Source organism: Gordonia shandongensis DSM 45094 (genome assembly GCF_000423025.1).
Taxonomy (GTDB): Bacteria; Actinomycetota; Actinomycetes; order Mycobacteriales; family Mycobacteriaceae; genus Gordonia; species Gordonia shandongensis.
The window spans coordinates 122,237-137,894 of sequence record NZ_AUHE01000001.1; the positions used below are offsets into that span (position 1 = coordinate 122,237).

At 69.5% G+C, this 15,658-nt stretch carries 13 protein-coding genes; 6 read left to right on the forward strand and 7 right to left on the reverse strand.

Going from position 1 to position 15,658, the window contains the following annotated elements; genetic code table 11:
- Positions 1-95 precede the first annotated feature (95 nt).
- On the reverse strand, positions 96-1,157 hold the full coding sequence (locus G528_RS0100695; protein ID WP_026917287.1) for an o-succinylbenzoate synthase: 1,062 nt from the start codon (positions 1,155-1,157) through the stop codon (positions 96-98).
- Positions 1,158-1,261: 104 nt separating this feature from the next.
- On the opposite strand from G528_RS0100695, the gene G528_RS0100700 reads away from it, so the two are divergent.
- Positions 1,262-2,179 carry an oxygenase MpaB family protein gene (locus G528_RS0100700; RefSeq protein ID WP_026917288.1) on the forward strand — a complete coding sequence of 306 codons (918 nt, stop codon included), beginning with the start codon at positions 1,262-1,264 and terminating at the stop codon, positions 2,177-2,179.
- A gap of 39 nt (positions 2,180-2,218) precedes the next feature.
- On the opposite strand, the gene G528_RS0100705 is transcribed toward G528_RS0100700, so the two are convergent.
- Positions 2,219-2,968 carry an alpha/beta fold hydrolase gene (locus tag G528_RS0100705; protein ID WP_026917289.1) on the reverse strand — a complete coding sequence of 250 codons (750 nt, stop codon included), beginning with the start codon at positions 2,966-2,968 and terminating at the stop codon, positions 2,219-2,221.
- A gap of 121 nt (positions 2,969-3,089) precedes the next feature.
- Here G528_RS0100705 and G528_RS15955 point away from each other — a divergent pair, with 121 nt between their 5' ends.
- Genes G528_RS15955 through G528_RS0100720 form a run of 3 tightly spaced genes read left to right on the forward strand, consistent with a single transcriptional unit; the run spans position 3,090 to position 7,237 of the window.
- Positions 3,090-4,922: an ABC transporter ATP-binding protein gene (locus G528_RS15955; RefSeq protein ID WP_245569630.1), complete on the forward strand. Its 1,833-nt coding sequence runs from the start codon at positions 3,090-3,092 to the stop codon at positions 4,920-4,922.
- Complete coding sequence (locus G528_RS0100715; RefSeq protein WP_026917290.1) at positions 4,919-6,769, forward strand: ABC transporter ATP-binding protein; 1,851 nt, start codon at positions 4,919-4,921, stop codon at positions 6,767-6,769. Before G528_RS15955 ends, G528_RS0100715 begins: the two co-directional genes overlap by 4 nt.
- A gap of 9 nt (positions 6,770-6,778) precedes the next feature.
- Complete coding sequence (locus G528_RS0100720) at positions 6,779-7,237, forward strand: heme-binding beta-barrel domain-containing protein (protein WP_026917291.1); 459 nt, start codon at positions 6,779-6,781, stop codon at positions 7,235-7,237.
- A 105-nt stretch (positions 7,238-7,342) separates the two neighbouring features.
- On the opposite strand, the gene tuf is transcribed toward G528_RS0100720, so the two are convergent.
- From tuf to G528_RS0100745, 5 genes are all read right to left on the reverse strand, one after another.
- Positions 7,343-8,533 carry an elongation factor Tu gene (gene tuf, locus G528_RS0100725; protein ID WP_026917292.1) on the reverse strand — a complete coding sequence of 397 codons (1,191 nt, stop codon included), beginning with the start codon at positions 8,531-8,533 and terminating at the stop codon, positions 7,343-7,345.
- A 205-nt stretch (positions 8,534-8,738) separates the two neighbouring features.
- Positions 8,739-10,844 (reverse strand): elongation factor G, encoded by a 2,106-nt coding sequence (gene fusA, locus G528_RS0100730; protein WP_026917293.1) that lies wholly within the window; start codon positions 10,842-10,844, stop codon positions 8,739-8,741.
- Between the two features lie 163 nt (positions 10,845-11,007).
- Complete coding sequence (gene rpsG / locus G528_RS0100735) at positions 11,008-11,478, reverse strand: 30S ribosomal protein S7 (RefSeq protein ID WP_026917294.1); 471 nt, start codon at positions 11,476-11,478, stop codon at positions 11,008-11,010.
- Between the two features lie 3 nt (positions 11,479-11,481).
- The gene (gene rpsL, locus G528_RS0100740) at positions 11,482-11,853 is read right to left on the reverse strand and encodes a 30S ribosomal protein S12 (RefSeq protein ID WP_026917295.1); all 372 of its coding nucleotides are present in this window, start codon (positions 11,851-11,853) and stop codon (positions 11,482-11,484) included.
- 368 nt (positions 11,854-12,221) lie between these two features.
- A complete protein-coding gene (locus G528_RS0100745; protein ID WP_211220581.1) occupies positions 12,222-12,902 on the reverse strand; it encodes a FadR/GntR family transcriptional regulator in 681 nt (226 codons plus the stop codon).
- A 56-nt stretch (positions 12,903-12,958) separates the two neighbouring features.
- On the opposite strand from G528_RS0100745, the gene G528_RS15960 reads away from it, so the two are divergent.
- Positions 12,959-14,260: an MFS transporter gene (locus G528_RS15960; RefSeq protein WP_051198154.1), complete on the forward strand. Its 1,302-nt coding sequence runs from the start codon at positions 12,959-12,961 to the stop codon at positions 14,258-14,260.
- Positions 14,261-14,301: 41 nt separating this feature from the next.
- The gene (locus G528_RS0100755) at positions 14,302-15,654 is read left to right on the forward strand and encodes a TIGR01777 family oxidoreductase (RefSeq protein WP_026917297.1); all 1,353 of its coding nucleotides are present in this window, start codon (positions 14,302-14,304) and stop codon (positions 15,652-15,654) included.
- Positions 15,655-15,658: the final 4 nt, after the last annotated feature.

The window sequence follows — 15,658 nt, forward strand, 5'->3', positions numbered from 1 at the left end:
GCGTTGCGACGGATTTCGAGAATCGTCCCGCGCAACCCGCGCACAGCCTTCCCACGCAGCACCCCTCAGCGCTGGACTCCTTAGCGCAGCACCCCTCAGCGCGGAACCAGCAGGGAGTGACAGCGCCTGAGGCGGTCGTGCCACCAACGCGTCCGCTCCGGCGACGCCACGGGCAGATCGTCGTCCGGGGCGACGATGCGCGGCGTCACCCGGCCGTCGACGATCGGGAAGGGCGCCGCCACATCGCGCTCGAACAGTTCGCCGGTCCCCAACCCGCACGCATGGTCGAGGTAGGGCACCGCGGCCGCCGCCGACACCCCCGCCGCCATGCCGACCGCCGTGTCCAGAGCGCTGGACACGACCACCTGCATCGGCAGCTTCGCGCCGAGCGCGAGCAAGGCGCGCATTCCGCCGAGCGGCGCCACCTTGAGCACCGCGATGTCGGCGGCCCCCAGCTTCGCCACGCGCATCGGGTCGCCCGCACGTCGAATCGACTCGTCGGCGGCGATCGGGACCGTCACGGCGCGCCGGACCTCCGCCAGCTCCTCGACGGTGCGGCACGGCTGTTCCACGTACTCCACGTCGCCGATCGCCGCGATCGCCTCCACCGCCTCGGCGACCGTCCACCCGCCGTTGGCGTCGATGCGGACCGTGCCGGCGATCTCGCGGGCGGCGGCGACTCGCTCCACGTCGTCGGCCAGCGTCTGCCCGCGCTGGGCGACCTTCACCTTGGCGGTGTCGACCCCGGGGTGGCGCGCGAGGATCGACGCCACCTCGTCGGCGGGGACCGCCGGGACCGTCGCGTTGACGGGGACGTCCTCGCGGACCGGCTCGGGCGGCCCGAGGTAGGCCGCCTCGATCCCGGCCGCGAGCCACAGTTTGGACTCGGCGTCGTCGTATTCGACGAAGGGCGCGAACTCGCCCCAGCCCGCGGGCCCCTGGAAGACCAGTGCCTCGCGGACGGTGACCCCCCGGAACCCGGTGCGCATCGGCAGTGCGACGACCTTCGCGGTCTCGAGGAGATCGTCGGCCGACGGCATGGCGGGCGGCGGCGGGGTCTTCGGCGCGACGCGGAAGGTCGGCACCTCCTTCTTGCGATCGTCGGACGTGCCGAACGGCGACTGCTTGTTACGACCGGTGGGTTGTGAGAAGACCATGCGACCAGCGTATCCCCGCGTACCGCAGAGTCGGCCGAGGCGAGGATGCGGCAATGTTGGAACAAATATTTACTTTTGTTCCAACTTGGGGTTAGAGTCGCACCATGACAACGCTGAACGAGTTCGAGACCGGCATCCGCGAGGCGGAGCCGTCGTACGTCGACATCGATTCGATCGAGCTGCGGCTCGGTGCCGACTCACTGGTGTGGAAGTTCTACGGCGACATCCGCGGCGTCCTGGGATTCCAACGCCTCGCAGGCACCGAGAACTGCATCGAACAGCTCGCGAAGGGCGTCGAGGACCATTCGGTGATCTTCTCGGACTTCCTCGGCCGCGCACGCCGGTCGGGGCCGCCCATCATGCGGACCGTCTACTCCGATCAACCCCACGAATGGGGCCGGCGCGTCCGCGACTTCCACCGCGACATCAAAGGCACCATCAGCGACGGGTCTCGGTACCACGCACTGAACCCCGAGCTGTACTACTGGGCTCATGCGACGTTCGTCGATCAGGTGCTGACGATCACCGACACCTTCATCCGGCGGCTCTCCGACGCCGAGAAGGCGCAGATCTTCGAGGAGTCGAAGACCTGGTACCAGCTGTACGGAGTGTCGGCGCGCAGCCAACCCGACACCTACGAGGAGTTCTGCGAGTACTGGGAGCAGATGTGCGACAGGTTCGTCCCCACCAAGACGATCATGTACGCGACCGGATACCTGCGCAAGGGACTCCCCGGACCATCGTGGATGCCGAAACCGCTGTGGCGAATCGCCTCGCGACCGCTGAACTCCACCGTCCAGACGATCGTCATCGGCACCCTCCCGCCCCAGATGCGCGAGGTCTGCGAGCTGGAGTGGAACGACCGCCGTCAGCGGCGCTTCGACCGGTTCGCCTCGGTGATGCGGGCGTGCAATCCGCTGTTCAACCGACTGCCGCTGAGGATGCTCTACCTCCCCTGGGCGGTCGAGGGCTGGCGGCGGACCGGCGTCGATCCGCGGCCACTGCACAACACGGCGGTCTGATCGCCCCGCAGCTCGTCAGCGTCACTGCTCGCGTCGGCGTCACTGCTCGAGATGCGCGAGCATCGCGGCGACGAACTCCCGGCCGCGATCACGGTGGACGCTGTGCCCGGCCTCGACGGTGAGGAATCGTCCGGCGGGCATCGCGTCGGCGACTCGCCGCAGATGCCGCGGCGGCAGGAAGCTGCGCCGCCCGCCGGAGATCACCAGGGTCGGTGACCTCACCGCCGCCAGCCGGTCCCACCACTGCGGATCGGGCGTCTGAAACTGCGCGAGCACCGCATCGGGCAACCCGCGGTGCATCCGCAGCGCCGGTCGCGGATCGGCCAACAGCGCGCCCACGCCCCGGATCCGTTCCCCCAGCGACGCCGACGGCGCGATCCGCTCGGCGACGTCGCCGTCGTCGAAGGGCATCGGCGGGACCTCCTCGAGAACGAGACGGCGCACCGTCTCCGGCCGCCGCATCGCGAACCGCACGGCGCCGTGCGCACCCAACGAATGCCCGACGACGTCGACCCGGCCCCCGCACACCCCGTCGACCACGCGGCCCAGATCGTCGGCGAAGTCGTCGAGGCGATACTCCGCGGAGCGTCCGCTGCGACCGTGCCCGCGCAGGTCGACGGCGATCGTCGGCCGTCGCGCGGCACGCAGCGCGGCGACCGCCCGACGCCACGTCCGATGGTCGCCGCCCATCCCGTGGACGAGCAGCACCGGCGTCGCGCCCGCCGGATCGCCCGCGAGGTCGACCGCGAGATCCGGCAGCGCCGGATCGTCACTGTGAAGAATCCGCATCGACACCAGATTAGTCCCGCCCCGGGCTCCCGGACCCGCCCGCGCCTGATTGAATGTCATGCAGATCACGGCGCCCGTCGCCGTCGCATTCGGATCGCACGTCGACAGGGAGTCCCGCACAGTGAGCGCAAGGCCCGATGCCCGACCGGGACGTCCCGCGCTCGCCGGGCTGGTCCGCAGCGCATTGGCCACCCGCCGCCTCACCGTCGCGGCCATCGCCCTCACCCAGCTCGCCGCGATGGCCGCGACGCTGGCGCAGCCGGCCATCAACGCCCGCATCGTCGACAACGGTGTCGTCGCCGGCGACGTCGGCTACGTCCGCTCGATGAGCGTCGTGCTGCTGGCGGCCACCGCCGTGAGCGCCTTGGCGTCGTTCGGCGGGATCGTCGCGGGCGCCAATCTCTCGGCCGACGCCGCCGCCGACCTGCGCGACCGCGTGTTCCGCCATCTGGGCCGGGTGAGCAGCGCCGACCATCACGCCATCGGCACGCACTCCCTCCTGTCGCGCACCTCCACCGACGTGGCCGTCATCAGCCAGGCCGTCTTCGTCGCCACCACGCTGTCGCTGGCCGCACCGATCGTCACCGTCGGCGCCGTGGTGCTCTCACTGCGCGAGTCGCTGCGGCTCTCACCGGTCATCGCGGTGACCGCCGTCCTCATCAGCGTGTGCGTCGGGGTGTTCATCGCGACCGTGACCCCGCTCGCCGCCCGGCGGCAGCGCGCCGTCGACCGGGTGAACCGCATGCTGCGCGAACAGCTGTCGGGGATGCACACCATCCGTGCGTTCCGCCGCGAAAGCGAGTCCCGCGACCGGTTCGACGCGGACAACGCCGCGCTGACGCGGCTGTCGCGGACCGTGGGAGCCCGCCAACTGCTGTTGGGTCCGGGCACCACGGCGCTCACCGGAATCGCGTCGGCGATCACCCTCCTGTGGGGCGCGGACCTCATCGAGTCGGGGTCGGTCACCATCGGCACGCTCATCGCGTTCACCGGATACCTCGGTCAGGTCGCGACCGGCATCTCCCTGTTCATGCCCCTGGTGACCGTGCTCCCCCGGGCCCGTGCCAGTGCGACGCGCATCGCCGAGGTGCTCGACCTGGCAACCGAGGACCCCGCGATAGGCGACGTCCCCGCGCACGGACTGCCCGAGGTCTCGTTCGACGCCGTGTCGCTGTTCTATCCGGGCGCCGAGAATCCCGCGATCGACTCGGTGACACTGCGCTGCCCGCCGGGGACCACGACCGCCGTCGTCGGCGGCACGTCGAGCGGCAAGTCGACACTGCTGCGCACGGTGCCGCGCCTCATCGCGCCGACCGCGGGAACCGTGCGGGTGGCCGGACTGTCGGTCGCGGACTGGGCGGTCCGCGACCTCCGCGACCGCGTGGCCCTCGTCAGCGGTCGTCAGATCGTCGCCGGCACCGTCCGCTCCAATCTGCGGCTCGCGGGTGACGCCGCCGACGACGCCCTGTGGGAGGCCCTGCGGGCGGCCCGGCTCGCCGACGACGTCGCGGCGCGCGGCGGTCTGGATCTCGAGATCGCCCAGGGCGGCTCGAACCTCTCGGGCGGTCAGCGGCAACGGCTGGCCGTGGCGCGAGCGATCGTCCGCACCCCCGACGTGCTGCTGCTCGACGACGCCTTCTCCGCGATGGACCGCGAGACCGCGCACGCGGTGCTCGCCGGCATCCGCGGCCTGCTGCCGAACACCACGCTCGTGGTGGCCACCCGGCAGATCGATCTCATCGAGGACGCCCCGGTGATCGCGGTCCTCGACCGCGGCGCCCTCACCGCCGTCGGTCGCCACCGGGATCTGCTCGGGCGCAGTCAGGTGTACCTCGACCTCGCCGATGCACAGCGGATCACCCAGACTCGAGCCACCCAGACCCTCGCCACCCAGACCCGGGCCACCCGTTCTCGGGTCACTGGACCGGGCGCCGTGCGCCGGGGCGGCCGATGAGCGGGGCCGTCGGCACGATCCGTCGCCTCGTGGGCCCCGGCGTGTACGCGTCCGTGGTGTTCGCGGTGCTGGCGGCCGCGGGCACCGTCGCGATCCCGACGGTCCTCGCCAAGATCACCGACCTCGTCTTCGTGGGCGCGATCGGCGCCCGACTCCCCGACGGAGTGACGCTCCCCGAAGCCGCGACGCAGCTGCGCGACAGCGGCGACGGATCGTTGGCCAACGTCGTCGAGACCAGCGGTGCGGTCCCCGGCCAGGGCATCGACTGGGACGCCCTCGTCCTCTGGACGATCATCGCGTGCCTCCTCATCGCCGGCGTCTTCGCCGCCCGCGCCACCGGCGGCCTCATCCTCAACGCGCGCGTGGCCGACGCCGTCCGCCGGCTGCGGTCCCGCGTGGACGCCAAGCTGTACCGACTGCCCGTCGGCGAGGTCACCGGCGGCCGACGCGGCCGCGTCCTGGCGATGGCGACCGCCGACATCGACAACATCGCCACCGTCGTCGGACCGATCTTCGTGCAGCTACCGGTGGTCCTGCTCTCGATCCTCACCGTCGCCGTGGCACTGCTGGTCATCAGCTGGTTCTTCGCGCTCATCGTCTTCATCGCGATCCCGGTGACAGCCGTGGTCGCGGGATTCGTCGTGCGCCGCGCCCAGCCGCACATGACCGCGATGTGGCAGGTCAACGCCGAACTCACCGCCGACGTCGAAGACAGCTTCTCGGCACGCGACATGATCGTCGCCTACGAGGCCCAGGACGTCCGCAACGCACAGTTCGCCGAGATCAACGGCCGGTTGGCCCGCTCCATGAAGATCTCCCAACGCTGGTCGGGCGCGGCCGGACCGCTGTTGACACTGTGCAATGCGCTGGTCTTCGTCGCGATCGCCGTGCTCGGCGCCCTCCAGATGCTCGAGGGGGCAATCACCCTCGGCGCCCTGCAGGCCGTCGTCCTCTACGCCCAACAGCTGTCGTCGCAGACGACCGAGCTGGCGTCGATGCTGCCCCGGATCCAGTCCGGCCTGGTCTCCCTGCGCCGGGTCCGGACGTTCCTCGACCAGCCCGACGAGCAGTCGCCCGCGGTCGACGACGATCCGGTCGTCCCGTCGGGCCGCCACGCGGCACCGCCGACGATCGTCTTCGACGACGTCCGCTTCGCCTACGACGACGGCGCCCCGGTGATCGACGGCGTCACCCTCCACGTGCACCCGGGTGAGACCCTGGCCCTCGTCGGCGCCACCGGGTCGGGGAAGACGACGCTCACCACGCTCCTCACCCGGTTCGCCGACCCCGACTCGGGCCGCATCCTCGTCGACGGCGAGGACGTGGCCGACTGGTCGAGGTCGCAGATCCGATCGATGACGGCCGTCGTCACCCAGGAGCCGTGGCTCATGAGCGGGACGGCCGGCGAGAACATCGCGCTGGGCGCACCCGACGGCGACATCCCGCCGCTGCCCGTGGTGGCGGACATCCTCGCCTCGCTCCCCAACGGCGCCCGGACCGAGGTGTCCGACGACGACGAACGACTCAGTGCCGGGGAGAAGCAGATGATCACCGTCGCCCGGGCGCTGGCCGCGCGACCGCGGATCCTCATCCTCGACGAGGCGACCAGCGCCGCGGACCCCCATTCGGAGTTGCTGATCGCTCGCGGCCTCGACGAGCTCAGGCGCCGCACCACGACGATCGTCGTGACGCACCGGATCTCGACGCTCTCCCTCGCCGACCGCGTCGCGGTCCTCGACGGCGGCCGGATCGTCGAATGCGGCCCCGCAGCGGACCTCGCCGCGGCGGGCGGGGTGTTCGCGCGCCGGTACGGCGGGCTCGACGTGTCGGGGGCCGGCTCGAACTAGGGTGGCCCCATGACCACCGCACCCCGCTCTCTCGCGACGTTCGCCGGCCTCTGGCGAGGCCCCGGCGAGGGCCACTACCCGACCATCGACGACTTCACCTACACCGAGGAGATCGAGCTCACCGAGGTCCCCGGCAAGCCCTTCTTGAGCTACCGCTCCCGAACCCGGGCGGGCGATGACGGTCGCGCCCTGCACACGGAGGTCGGCTACCTGCGGCCCGTCGCCGACGGCGTGGAACTGCTCATCACGCAGCCGACGGGATTCACCGAGATCCACCGCGCCTCGGGCGACGGCAGTCTCCTCGACTTCGACGAGCACGACCTCGGGGTGTCGCCCGACGCCAAAGACGTCCGCTCGGTCCGTCGCCGGTGGCGCATCGACGGCGACACCCTGCAGTACGACCTGTGGATGGCGTTCGCCGACATCCCGATGACCCACCATCTGCGGGCCGAGCTCCGACGCGCCTGACCGGGCGAGCCGCCCCCGATCCGGTGAGGACACGACGAAGCCCCGCCCCCGACCGGAGTCGGAAGCGGGGCTTCGCCGAGTTCTGATGCTAGATCAGAGCAGAGATCACTTGATGATCTTGGTGACGCGGCCGGCACCGACGGTGCGGCCACCCTCGCGGATCGCGAAGCGCAGGCCCTCGTCCATGGCGACCGGCTGGATGAGCACGACGCTCATCTCGGTGTTGTCGCCCGGCATGACCATCTCGGTGCCCTCGGGGAGGGTCACGACGCCGGTCACGTCCGTGGTACGGAAGTAGAACTGCGGACGGTAGTTGTTGAAGAACGGCGTGTGACGGCCGCCCTCGTCCTTGCTCAGGATGTAGGCCTGACCCTCGAACTCGGTGTGCGGGGTCGTGGTGCCCGGAGCAACGATGACCTGGCCGCGCTCGACGTCCTCGCGCTTGAGACCGCGGAGCAGCAGACCGGCGTTGTCGCCCGCCTGAGCCGAGTCGAGGAGCTTGTGGAACATCTCGATACCGGTGACGGTGGTCTTGGTGCTCTTCTCGCGGATGCCGACGATCTCGACGTCGGCGTTCACGTTGATCTCACCGCGCTCGACACGGCCGGTGACGACGGTGCCGCGACCGGTGATGGTGAAGACGTCCTCCACCGGCATCAGGAACGGCTTGTCGGTCTCACGGACCGGATCCGGGATCGAGTCGTCGACGGCCTTCATCAGGTCCTGGACCGACTTGACCCACTTCTCGTCGCCCTCGAGCGCCTTGAGCGCCGAGATCGGGACGACCGGGGCCTCCTCGTCGAAGTCCTGGCTGGCCAGCAGTTCGCGGACCTCCATCTCGACGAGCTCCATGATCTCGTCGTCATCGACCATGTCGGCCTTGTTGAGGGCGACGAGGATGTAGGGGACGCCGACCTGGCGGGCGAGCAGGACGTGCTCGCGGGTCTGCGGCATCGGGCCGTCGGTGGCGGCCACGACGAGGATCGCGCCGTCCATCTGGGCGGCACCGGTGATCATGTTCTTGATGTAGTCGGCGTGACCCGGGGCGTCGACGTGCGCGTAGTGGCGCTTGTCGGTCTGGTACTCGACGTGGGAGATGTTGATCGTGATACCACGAGCCTTCTCCTCAGGCGCCTTGTCGATCTGGTCGAACGCGAAGCTCGCGTTCAGATCCGGGTACTGATCGGCGAGCACCTTGGTGATGGCTGCCGTGGTGGTGGTCTTGCCGTGGTCGACGTGACCGATGGTGCCGATGTTCACGTGCGGCTTGGTCCGCTCGAACTTCGCCTTCGCCACTTGTGTCCTCCTGGACTGTTGTCGCTGCCGGGTGGTTCCCGGCAGTGGGTTTGTCACTTCCTGCCGTCGGCAGGAGCAGTATTTCAGTTTCGGCGTCGGGCCGGCCCCGGCGTGAGCCGGGTACTGGCCGTCCACCTTATTCGTTTGTGTGCGCCGATACGATAGTCGCCCCGGGCACGAGGTCCGCCAAAGCGGTCGAGCGAAACTATTCGCCCGTAGCCTTCGCGATGATCTCCTTCGCCACGTTCGCCGGAACCTCGGCGTACGAGTCGAAAACCATGGAGTAGTTAGCCCGGCCCTGAGTCTTCGACCGAAGGTCTCCGATGTAGCCGAACATCTCCGACAGCGGCACCTGAGCCTTGACGACTCGCGCACCACTGCGCTCCTCCATGGCCTGGATCTGGCCACGGCGGGAGTTCAGGTCACCGATGACATCACCCATGTAGTCCTCCGGAGTCGTGACCTCGACGGCCATGATCGGCTCCAGAATGACGGGCTGTGCCATCCTCGCGGCCTCCTTGAGGGCCTGCGAGCCGGCGATCTTGAAGGCCATCTCCGAGGAGTCGACGTCGTGGTACTGACCGTCGAGGAGGGTGACCTTCAGGTTGACCAGCGGGTAACCGGCCAGAACGCCGTACTGCATCGCGTCCTGGGCGCCGGCGTCCACCGACGGAATGTACTCGCGCGGCACGCGGCCACCGGTGACCGCGTTGTCGAACTCGTACGTCGCGCCGTCCTCGGCGTCGACGAGCGGCTCCAGCTTGATGATGACCTTCGCGAACTGGCCCGAGCCACCCGTCTGCTTCTTGTGGGTGAACTCGTGCTTGTCGACGGTCTTGCGAATCGTCTCGCGATAGGCGACCTGCGGCTTGCCGACGTTGGCCTCGACCTTGAACTCGCGCTTCATGCGGTCCACGAGGATGTCGAGGTGGAGCTCGCCCATGCCGCCGATGACGGTCTGGCCGGTCTCCTCGTCGAGATTGACCGTGAAGGTCGGGTCCTCTTCGGCCAGCTTCTGGATCGCTGTGCCGAGCTTCTCCTGGTCGGACTTGGTCTTGGGCTCGATCGAGACCTCGATGACCGGGTCCGGGAAGCTCATCGACTCCAGGACGATCGGCGCCTGCGCATCGCACAGGGTGTCGCCGGTGGTGGTGTCCTTGAGGCCGATCATCGCGTAGATGTGGCCGGCCACCGCGTTGTCGACCGGGTTCTCCTTGTTGGCGTGCATCTGGAAGAGCTTGCCGACGCGTTCCTTCTTGCCCTTGACGGCGTTGAGGACCTGCGTGCCCGGCTCCACCTCGCCCGAGTACACGCGCACGAAGGTGAGCTTGCCGAAGAAGGGGTGCGCGGCGATCTTGAACGCCAGCGCCGAGAAGGGCTCGTCCTTGGCCGGCTTGCGGACCAGGGCCTCCTCCTCGTTGCCGACGGCGTGGCCGGAGATCTCACCGATGTCGAGCGGGTTCGGCAGGAAGTCGACGACGGCGTCGAGGACGGGCTGGATGCCCTTGTTCTTGAAGGCGGTACCGCAGAACACCGGGTAGACCTCGGAGTTGACGGTCATCTTCCGGATGGCACCCTTGATCTCCTCGACGGTGAGCTCCTCGCCGGAGAAGTACTTCTCCATGAGGTCCTCGTCCGACTCGGCGACGGTCTCGAGCAGCTTCTCGCGGTACTCGGCGGCCTTGTCGGCCAGCTCGGCCGGGATCTCCTCGACGGTGGCGTCGGTGCCGATCTCGGTGGTTCCGCGCCAGGTCAGCGCCCGCATCTCGACGAGGTCGATGACACCGTCGAAGGCGTCCTCCGCACCGATCGGGATCTGCATGACGAGGGGCTTCGCGCCGAGGCGATCGATGATCGTCTGGACGGTGAAGAAGAAGTCGGCGCCCAGCTTGTCCATCTTGTTGACGAAGCAGATGCGCGGGACGTCGTACTTGGTGGCCTGTCGCCAGACCTGCTCGGACTGGGGCTCGACGCCCTCCTTGCCGTCGAAGACGGCGACGGCACCGTCGAGCACGCGGAGCGCACGCTCCACCTCGACGGTGAAGTCGACGTGGCCCGGGGTGTCGATGACGTTGATCTGGTTGTTCTCCCAGAAGCAGGTCACGGCGGCGGAGGTGATGGTGATACCACGCTCCTTCTCCTGCTCCATCCAGTCGGTGGTCGAGGCACCGTCGTGGGTCTCACCGATCTTGTAGTTCACACCGGTGTAGTAGAGGATGCGCTCGGTGGTCGTGGTCTTGCCGGCATCGATGTGCGCCATGATGCCGATATTGCGGACCTTTTTGAGGTCGGTGAGCACTTCCTGTGCCATTACGTTCCTTCGGAGATCGAGTGACTGATTCTGTCTGATTGTGCGGCGACGGCCGGGTCCCGCCCGGGCGGACCGGACCGGGTTCGCATGTGCGCACCCGGGTCCGGGCCCTGTGCGTTCGTCGCCGAGCCGCCTCCAGCAGAAGCAGCCCTGCGGTGCAGTGTTACCAGCGGTAGTGGGCGAAGGCGCGGTTGGCCTCGGCCATCTTGTGCGTGTCCTCGCGTCGCTTGACCGAGGCGCCCAGACCGTTCGACGCGTCGAGCAGCTCGTTGGCGAGACGCTCCACCATCGTCTGCTCGCGACGCTGGCGGCTGAACGTGACCAGCCACCGCAGTGCGAGGGTGTTGGCACGGCCGGGCTTGACCTCGACGGGCACCTGGTAGGTGGCGCCGCCGACGCGGCGGCTCTTGACCTCGAGGGTCGGCTTGACGTTGTCCAGCGCACGCTTGAGCGTGACGACCGGGTCGGTGCCGGTCTTCTCGCGTGCCTGCTCGAGGGCCTGGTACACGATGCGCTCGGCGGTCGACTTCTTGCCGTCCAGCAGGATCTTGTTGACGAGCTGGGTGACCAGCGGCGAGCCGTAGACCGGGTCGCTGATCAGCGGGCGCTTGGGAGCGGGTCCTTTACGTGGCATGGCTTAGCTTCCCTTCTTGGCGCCGTAACGGCTGCGAGCCTGCTTGCGGTCCTTGACACCCTGGGTGTCGAGCGAACCGCGGATGATGCGGTAGCGGACACCGGGGAGGTCCTTCACGCGACCGCCGCGGACGAGCACCATCGAGTGCTCCTGCAGGTTGTGGCCCTCACCGGGGATGTAGGCGGTGACCTCGACGCCGCTCGTCAGGCGCACACGGGCGACCTTGCGGAGCGCGGAGTTCGGCTTCTTCGGGGTGGTGGTGTAGACGCGGGTGCACACGCCACGACGCTGCGGGCTCCCCTTGAGTCCGGCCGTCTTCTTGATGGACGGCTTGTCCTTGCGGCCCTTGCGGACCAGCTGGTTGATAGTTGGCACTGAGTTCTTTCTCCTCGACGACCGGCTCGCACCGGTCTGTGTTGTGGTGTCGCGGTTTGTGCTCCGGGCAAATCGACCCGCACGGTGGCGTCCGACTTCCGCAACTCGCCCCACCCGCACGTTTATGCAGGTCAGGATTGAATCCTCCACCCGAGGTCGGGCGTGTCGGACAGGCTCTCCTCCCCGACTCGACGACCGCTCTCGCAGGACGATTCGACCACCGGCCGCCCTCCGCGGAGGACTGGCAGGTGAGCAGCACCGAGCGTGGCAAGGCGCCGACGAAATACTTTACCGCCAGGATTTACAGCGGTCAAAATCATTGACACGTCGCGACGAACGTCACGTGACCGGTTCGCCGCCCGGCGCCGTCAGCCCGCCTCGTGCACGTCGGCGAGCAGGTCGCGGGCGGCCGCCCGGGCCGCCGCGGCGTCGCCGGCGATCACGGCGTCCACCAACTCCGTGTGGATCGCCTCGTGGGACCGGCCGACGCCGATGTGCCGTTGGGCGATCATCGTCCGGAGCGCGGGGAGCAGCAGGTCGTAGAACTCGAGGTACACGGCGTTGTGACTGGCCGCGACCACGAGCCGATGGAGATCGGCGTCGGCGCCGGCCGCCTCCTCCCGCGAGTCGGCGTCGTCCACCGAGGTCGGCCGCCACAGCCGGTTGCGGCGAGTCAGACACTCGCGCAGCGCCGCGACGTCGGCGTCGTCACGCCGTGCGGCCGCCAGTCCGGCGGCGTTCACCTCCAACGCCTCGCGCAGTTCGAGGAGATCCCGGCGATTGGCGGTGGCGAAGAAGTCGCTGAAGGCGACCTCCTGCTCGTCGGTGCCGACCACGTAGGTCCCCGACCCCTGCCTGCGCTCGAGCAGACCGGCGTGGACGAGCGACTGCACCGCCTCGCGCACCGTGTTGCGCGCCGTACCCGTCATCTCGCAGAGCGCCGGCTCGGTCGGGATGCGTTCCCCGAGTGCCCAGCGACCTGAGGCGATCTCGGCCCGCAACTGGCCGGTCACCTGCGCGATGAGACTCTGGCGCTTCACCGTCTGCATGCCGCGAGTGTAGATCACATTGCCCAAATAGGACCATTCATCCTACGATTCATGGAATGACGACGCCCCACCCCACCGCAGCCGGCGCAACGCAGAACAGGTCGGCGATCCCGTCCCACGTGTGGCGCGGCCGCGCGATCGTCCTGATCGCGCTCATCGTCTTCGCGTTCTCACTGCGCACCGCCGTCACATCCATCACCCCGCTGCTCGGCCGGATCTCCGACGACATCGGCTTCGGAACGGCCGTCAACGGCGTCATCGGCATGCTCCCGACACTGATGTTCGGGCTCGCCGGCGTCCTCTCCCCCGGACTCGGCCGACGATTCGGGATCGAACAGTTCACCTTCGTCGCCGTGATCCTCACCGGCGTGGGCCTGGTGACCCGATCGTTCGCGACCGACGTGTGGTCGCTGCTCATCACCTCGTGCATCGCACTGTTCGGCATGGGCGTCGGCAACATCCTCATCCCGCCGCTGGTGAAGCGTTACTTCACCGATCGGATCGCGACGGTCAGCACCGTCTACATCACCTTCGTGCAACTCGGCACCATCATCCCGGCCGCCGTCGCCGTCCCCGCCGCCGACGCGGCGGACTGGCGCTGGTCGCTCGGCATGTGGGCGCTCGTCCCCCTGCTCGCCGTGTTCCCGTGGGTGTGGGTGGTGCGGGAACGCGTGCGCACCCGGCGGTCGATGGCCGACCTGCCCGCCGACGCCCGGCCGGCGGCGGCACCCGACACCCGCCTGCCCGTCTGGCGCGGATCCATCGCCTGGGGCCTGGCGCTGATGTTCGGCATGACGTCCCTGATGACCTACGCCATGTTCACCTGGATCCCGTCGATCATCGAGGACGCCGGCGGCAGCGAGTCCCTCGGCGGGACAACGGTCGCCGTCTTCTCCGCCGTCGGCTTCATCGGCACGCTCGTCGCCCCCACGCTGTGCGCCCGCTTCGCCAACCCCTTCCCCTTCGCGATCCTGTTCGGCCTGTGCTGGCTGGTCGGCTTCTCCGGGTTCCTGTGGGCGCCGCTGACCGCGCCGTGGCTGTGGGCACTGTTCTGCGGCATCGGGCCCACCACCTTCCCGATGGCCCTCACCCTCATCAACCTGCGCACCCGCACCAGCGCCGGATCGTCGTCGATCTCCGGCTTCGGCCAGGGCGTCGGATACCTGCTCGCCTGCGCCGGCCCCCTCCTGTTCGGCGTCCTGCACGATGCGACCGGCGGCTGGGCCGTACCCTTCGGATTCCTCACCGCGACCGTCGGCGTGATGCTCGTCGGCGCCTGGTTCATCTGCCGTCCGCGATACTTGGAGGACCAGCTCCTCGGGGAGGAACGGACCCTCGGGGAGGAACGGGTCGTCTGACCCACGACGCCGCGGCGCACAGGCCGCGACAGGAGGATCCGATGGGCATCACCGTCACCGGAGTCGTCGACGAACCGATCGCGGAGGTGTTCGCCTGGCACGGCCGCCCCGGGGCGCTCACCCGGCTGATCCCGCCGTGGCAGCCGATGCGACCACTCGCCGAAGCCGACTCCCTCGCCGACGGTCGCGCCCTACTCGGCCTCCCGCTCGGGCTCCGCTGGCCGGCCCGCCACGACCCCGACGCCTTCGTCCCCGACCACCGGTTCGCCGACGAACGGGTACGCGACGGGGTGCGGAGCCTGCCGCCGGCACTCGCCGGACCGTGGCGGCACGAACACGTCTTCACCGCCGACGGCGCGTGCGGCACCCGGATGACGGACACGGTTCGCACCGCGGTGCCCGCCCGGGCGCTGCGCGCCACCTTCCGGTTCCGACACCGCCAGGTGGCCGACGACCTCGCCGCCCACCGGACGGCCCGCGAACACGGGCTCGGACCGTCGGTGATCGCGGTCAGCGGAGCCACCGGACTCGTCGGCACCCAGCTCTGCGCATTCCTCACCGGCGGCGGGCACCGCGTGATCCGCCTCGTGCGTCGAGCCGCGACCGGGCCCGGCGAGCGCACCTGGGATCCCGCGGCCCCGGCCGACGGACTGCTCGACGGGGTCGACGCCGTCATCCACCTCGCCGGCGCCCCGATCGCCGGCCGCTTCACCGCCCGGCACCGCGCCGCGATCCGCGACAGTCGCGTCGAACCGACCCGCCTGCTCGCGCAGGCCGCGGCGAACGCGACCGACGGCCCCGCGGTGTTCGCGTGCGCCTCCGCGGTCGGCGTCTACGGACACGACCGCCCCGGCGAACTCCTCGGCGAGACGGCGTCCGCGGGCGACGACTTCCTGGCCGGCGTGGTCGCCGACTGGGAGGAGGCCACGGAACCCGCTCACCGCGCCGGTCTGCGCACCGCGACCGTGCGCACCGGCATCGTGCAGAGCCCTCTCGGCGGCACCCTGCGCCTCATGCGTCCGCTGTTCACCCTGGGGCTCGGCGGCCGACTCGGCAGCGGCGAGCAGTGGCTCTCGTGGATCGACCTGGACGATCTGGTCGACGTCTATCACCGGGTGCTGTTCGACGACTCGCTGTCCGGCCCGGTGAACGCCACCGCACCGACGCCGGTCACCGCCGACGAGTACGCGCGAACGCTCGGCGCCGTCCTGCGCCGTCCCGCCGTGCTCCCCACTCCCGCCTTCGGACCGCGCCTGATCCTCGGCGCTCAGGGCGCCCGTGAGCTGGCGCTCGCCGACCAACGGGCCGTCCCGGACGCACTGTCGGCGCGCGGACACCACTTCCGCCGACCGACACTCCGCGACTGTCTGGCCCACCAGCTCGGCCGCAGCTGACGGG

What these genes read in the sequence shown, in the direction of transcription:
- G528_RS0100695 (WP_026917287.1), bottom strand. Translation starts at nt 1,157, where the DNA reads ATGGTCTTCTCACAACCCACCGGTCGTAACAAGCAGTCGCCGTTCGGC.
- G528_RS0100700 (WP_026917288.1), top strand. Translation starts at nt 1,262, where the DNA reads ATGACAACGCTGAACGAGTTCGAGACCGGCATCCGCGAGGCGGAGCCG.
- G528_RS0100705 (WP_026917289.1), bottom strand. Translation starts at nt 2,968, where the DNA reads ATGCGGATTCTTCACAGTGACGATCCGGCGCTGCCGGATCTCGCGGTC.
- G528_RS0100715 (WP_026917290.1), top strand. Translation starts at nt 4,919, where the DNA reads ATGAGCGGGGCCGTCGGCACGATCCGTCGCCTCGTGGGCCCCGGCGTG.
- G528_RS0100720 (WP_026917291.1), top strand. Translation starts at nt 6,779, where the DNA reads ATGACCACCGCACCCCGCTCTCTCGCGACGTTCGCCGGCCTCTGGCGA.
- fusA (WP_026917293.1), bottom strand. Translation starts at nt 10,844, where the DNA reads ATGGCACAGGAAGTGCTCACCGACCTCAAAAAGGTCCGCAATATCGGC.
- rpsG (WP_026917294.1), bottom strand. Translation starts at nt 11,478, where the DNA reads ATGCCACGTAAAGGACCCGCTCCCAAGCGCCCGCTGATCAGCGACCCG.
- G528_RS0100745 (WP_211220581.1), bottom strand. Translation starts at nt 12,902, where the DNA reads ATGCAGACGGTGAAGCGCCAGAGTCTCATCGCGCAGGTGACCGGCCAG.
- G528_RS15960 (WP_051198154.1), top strand. Translation starts at nt 12,959, where the DNA reads ATGACGACGCCCCACCCCACCGCAGCCGGCGCAACGCAGAACAGGTCG.
- G528_RS0100755 (WP_026917297.1), top strand. Translation starts at nt 14,302, where the DNA reads ATGGGCATCACCGTCACCGGAGTCGTCGACGAACCGATCGCGGAGGTG.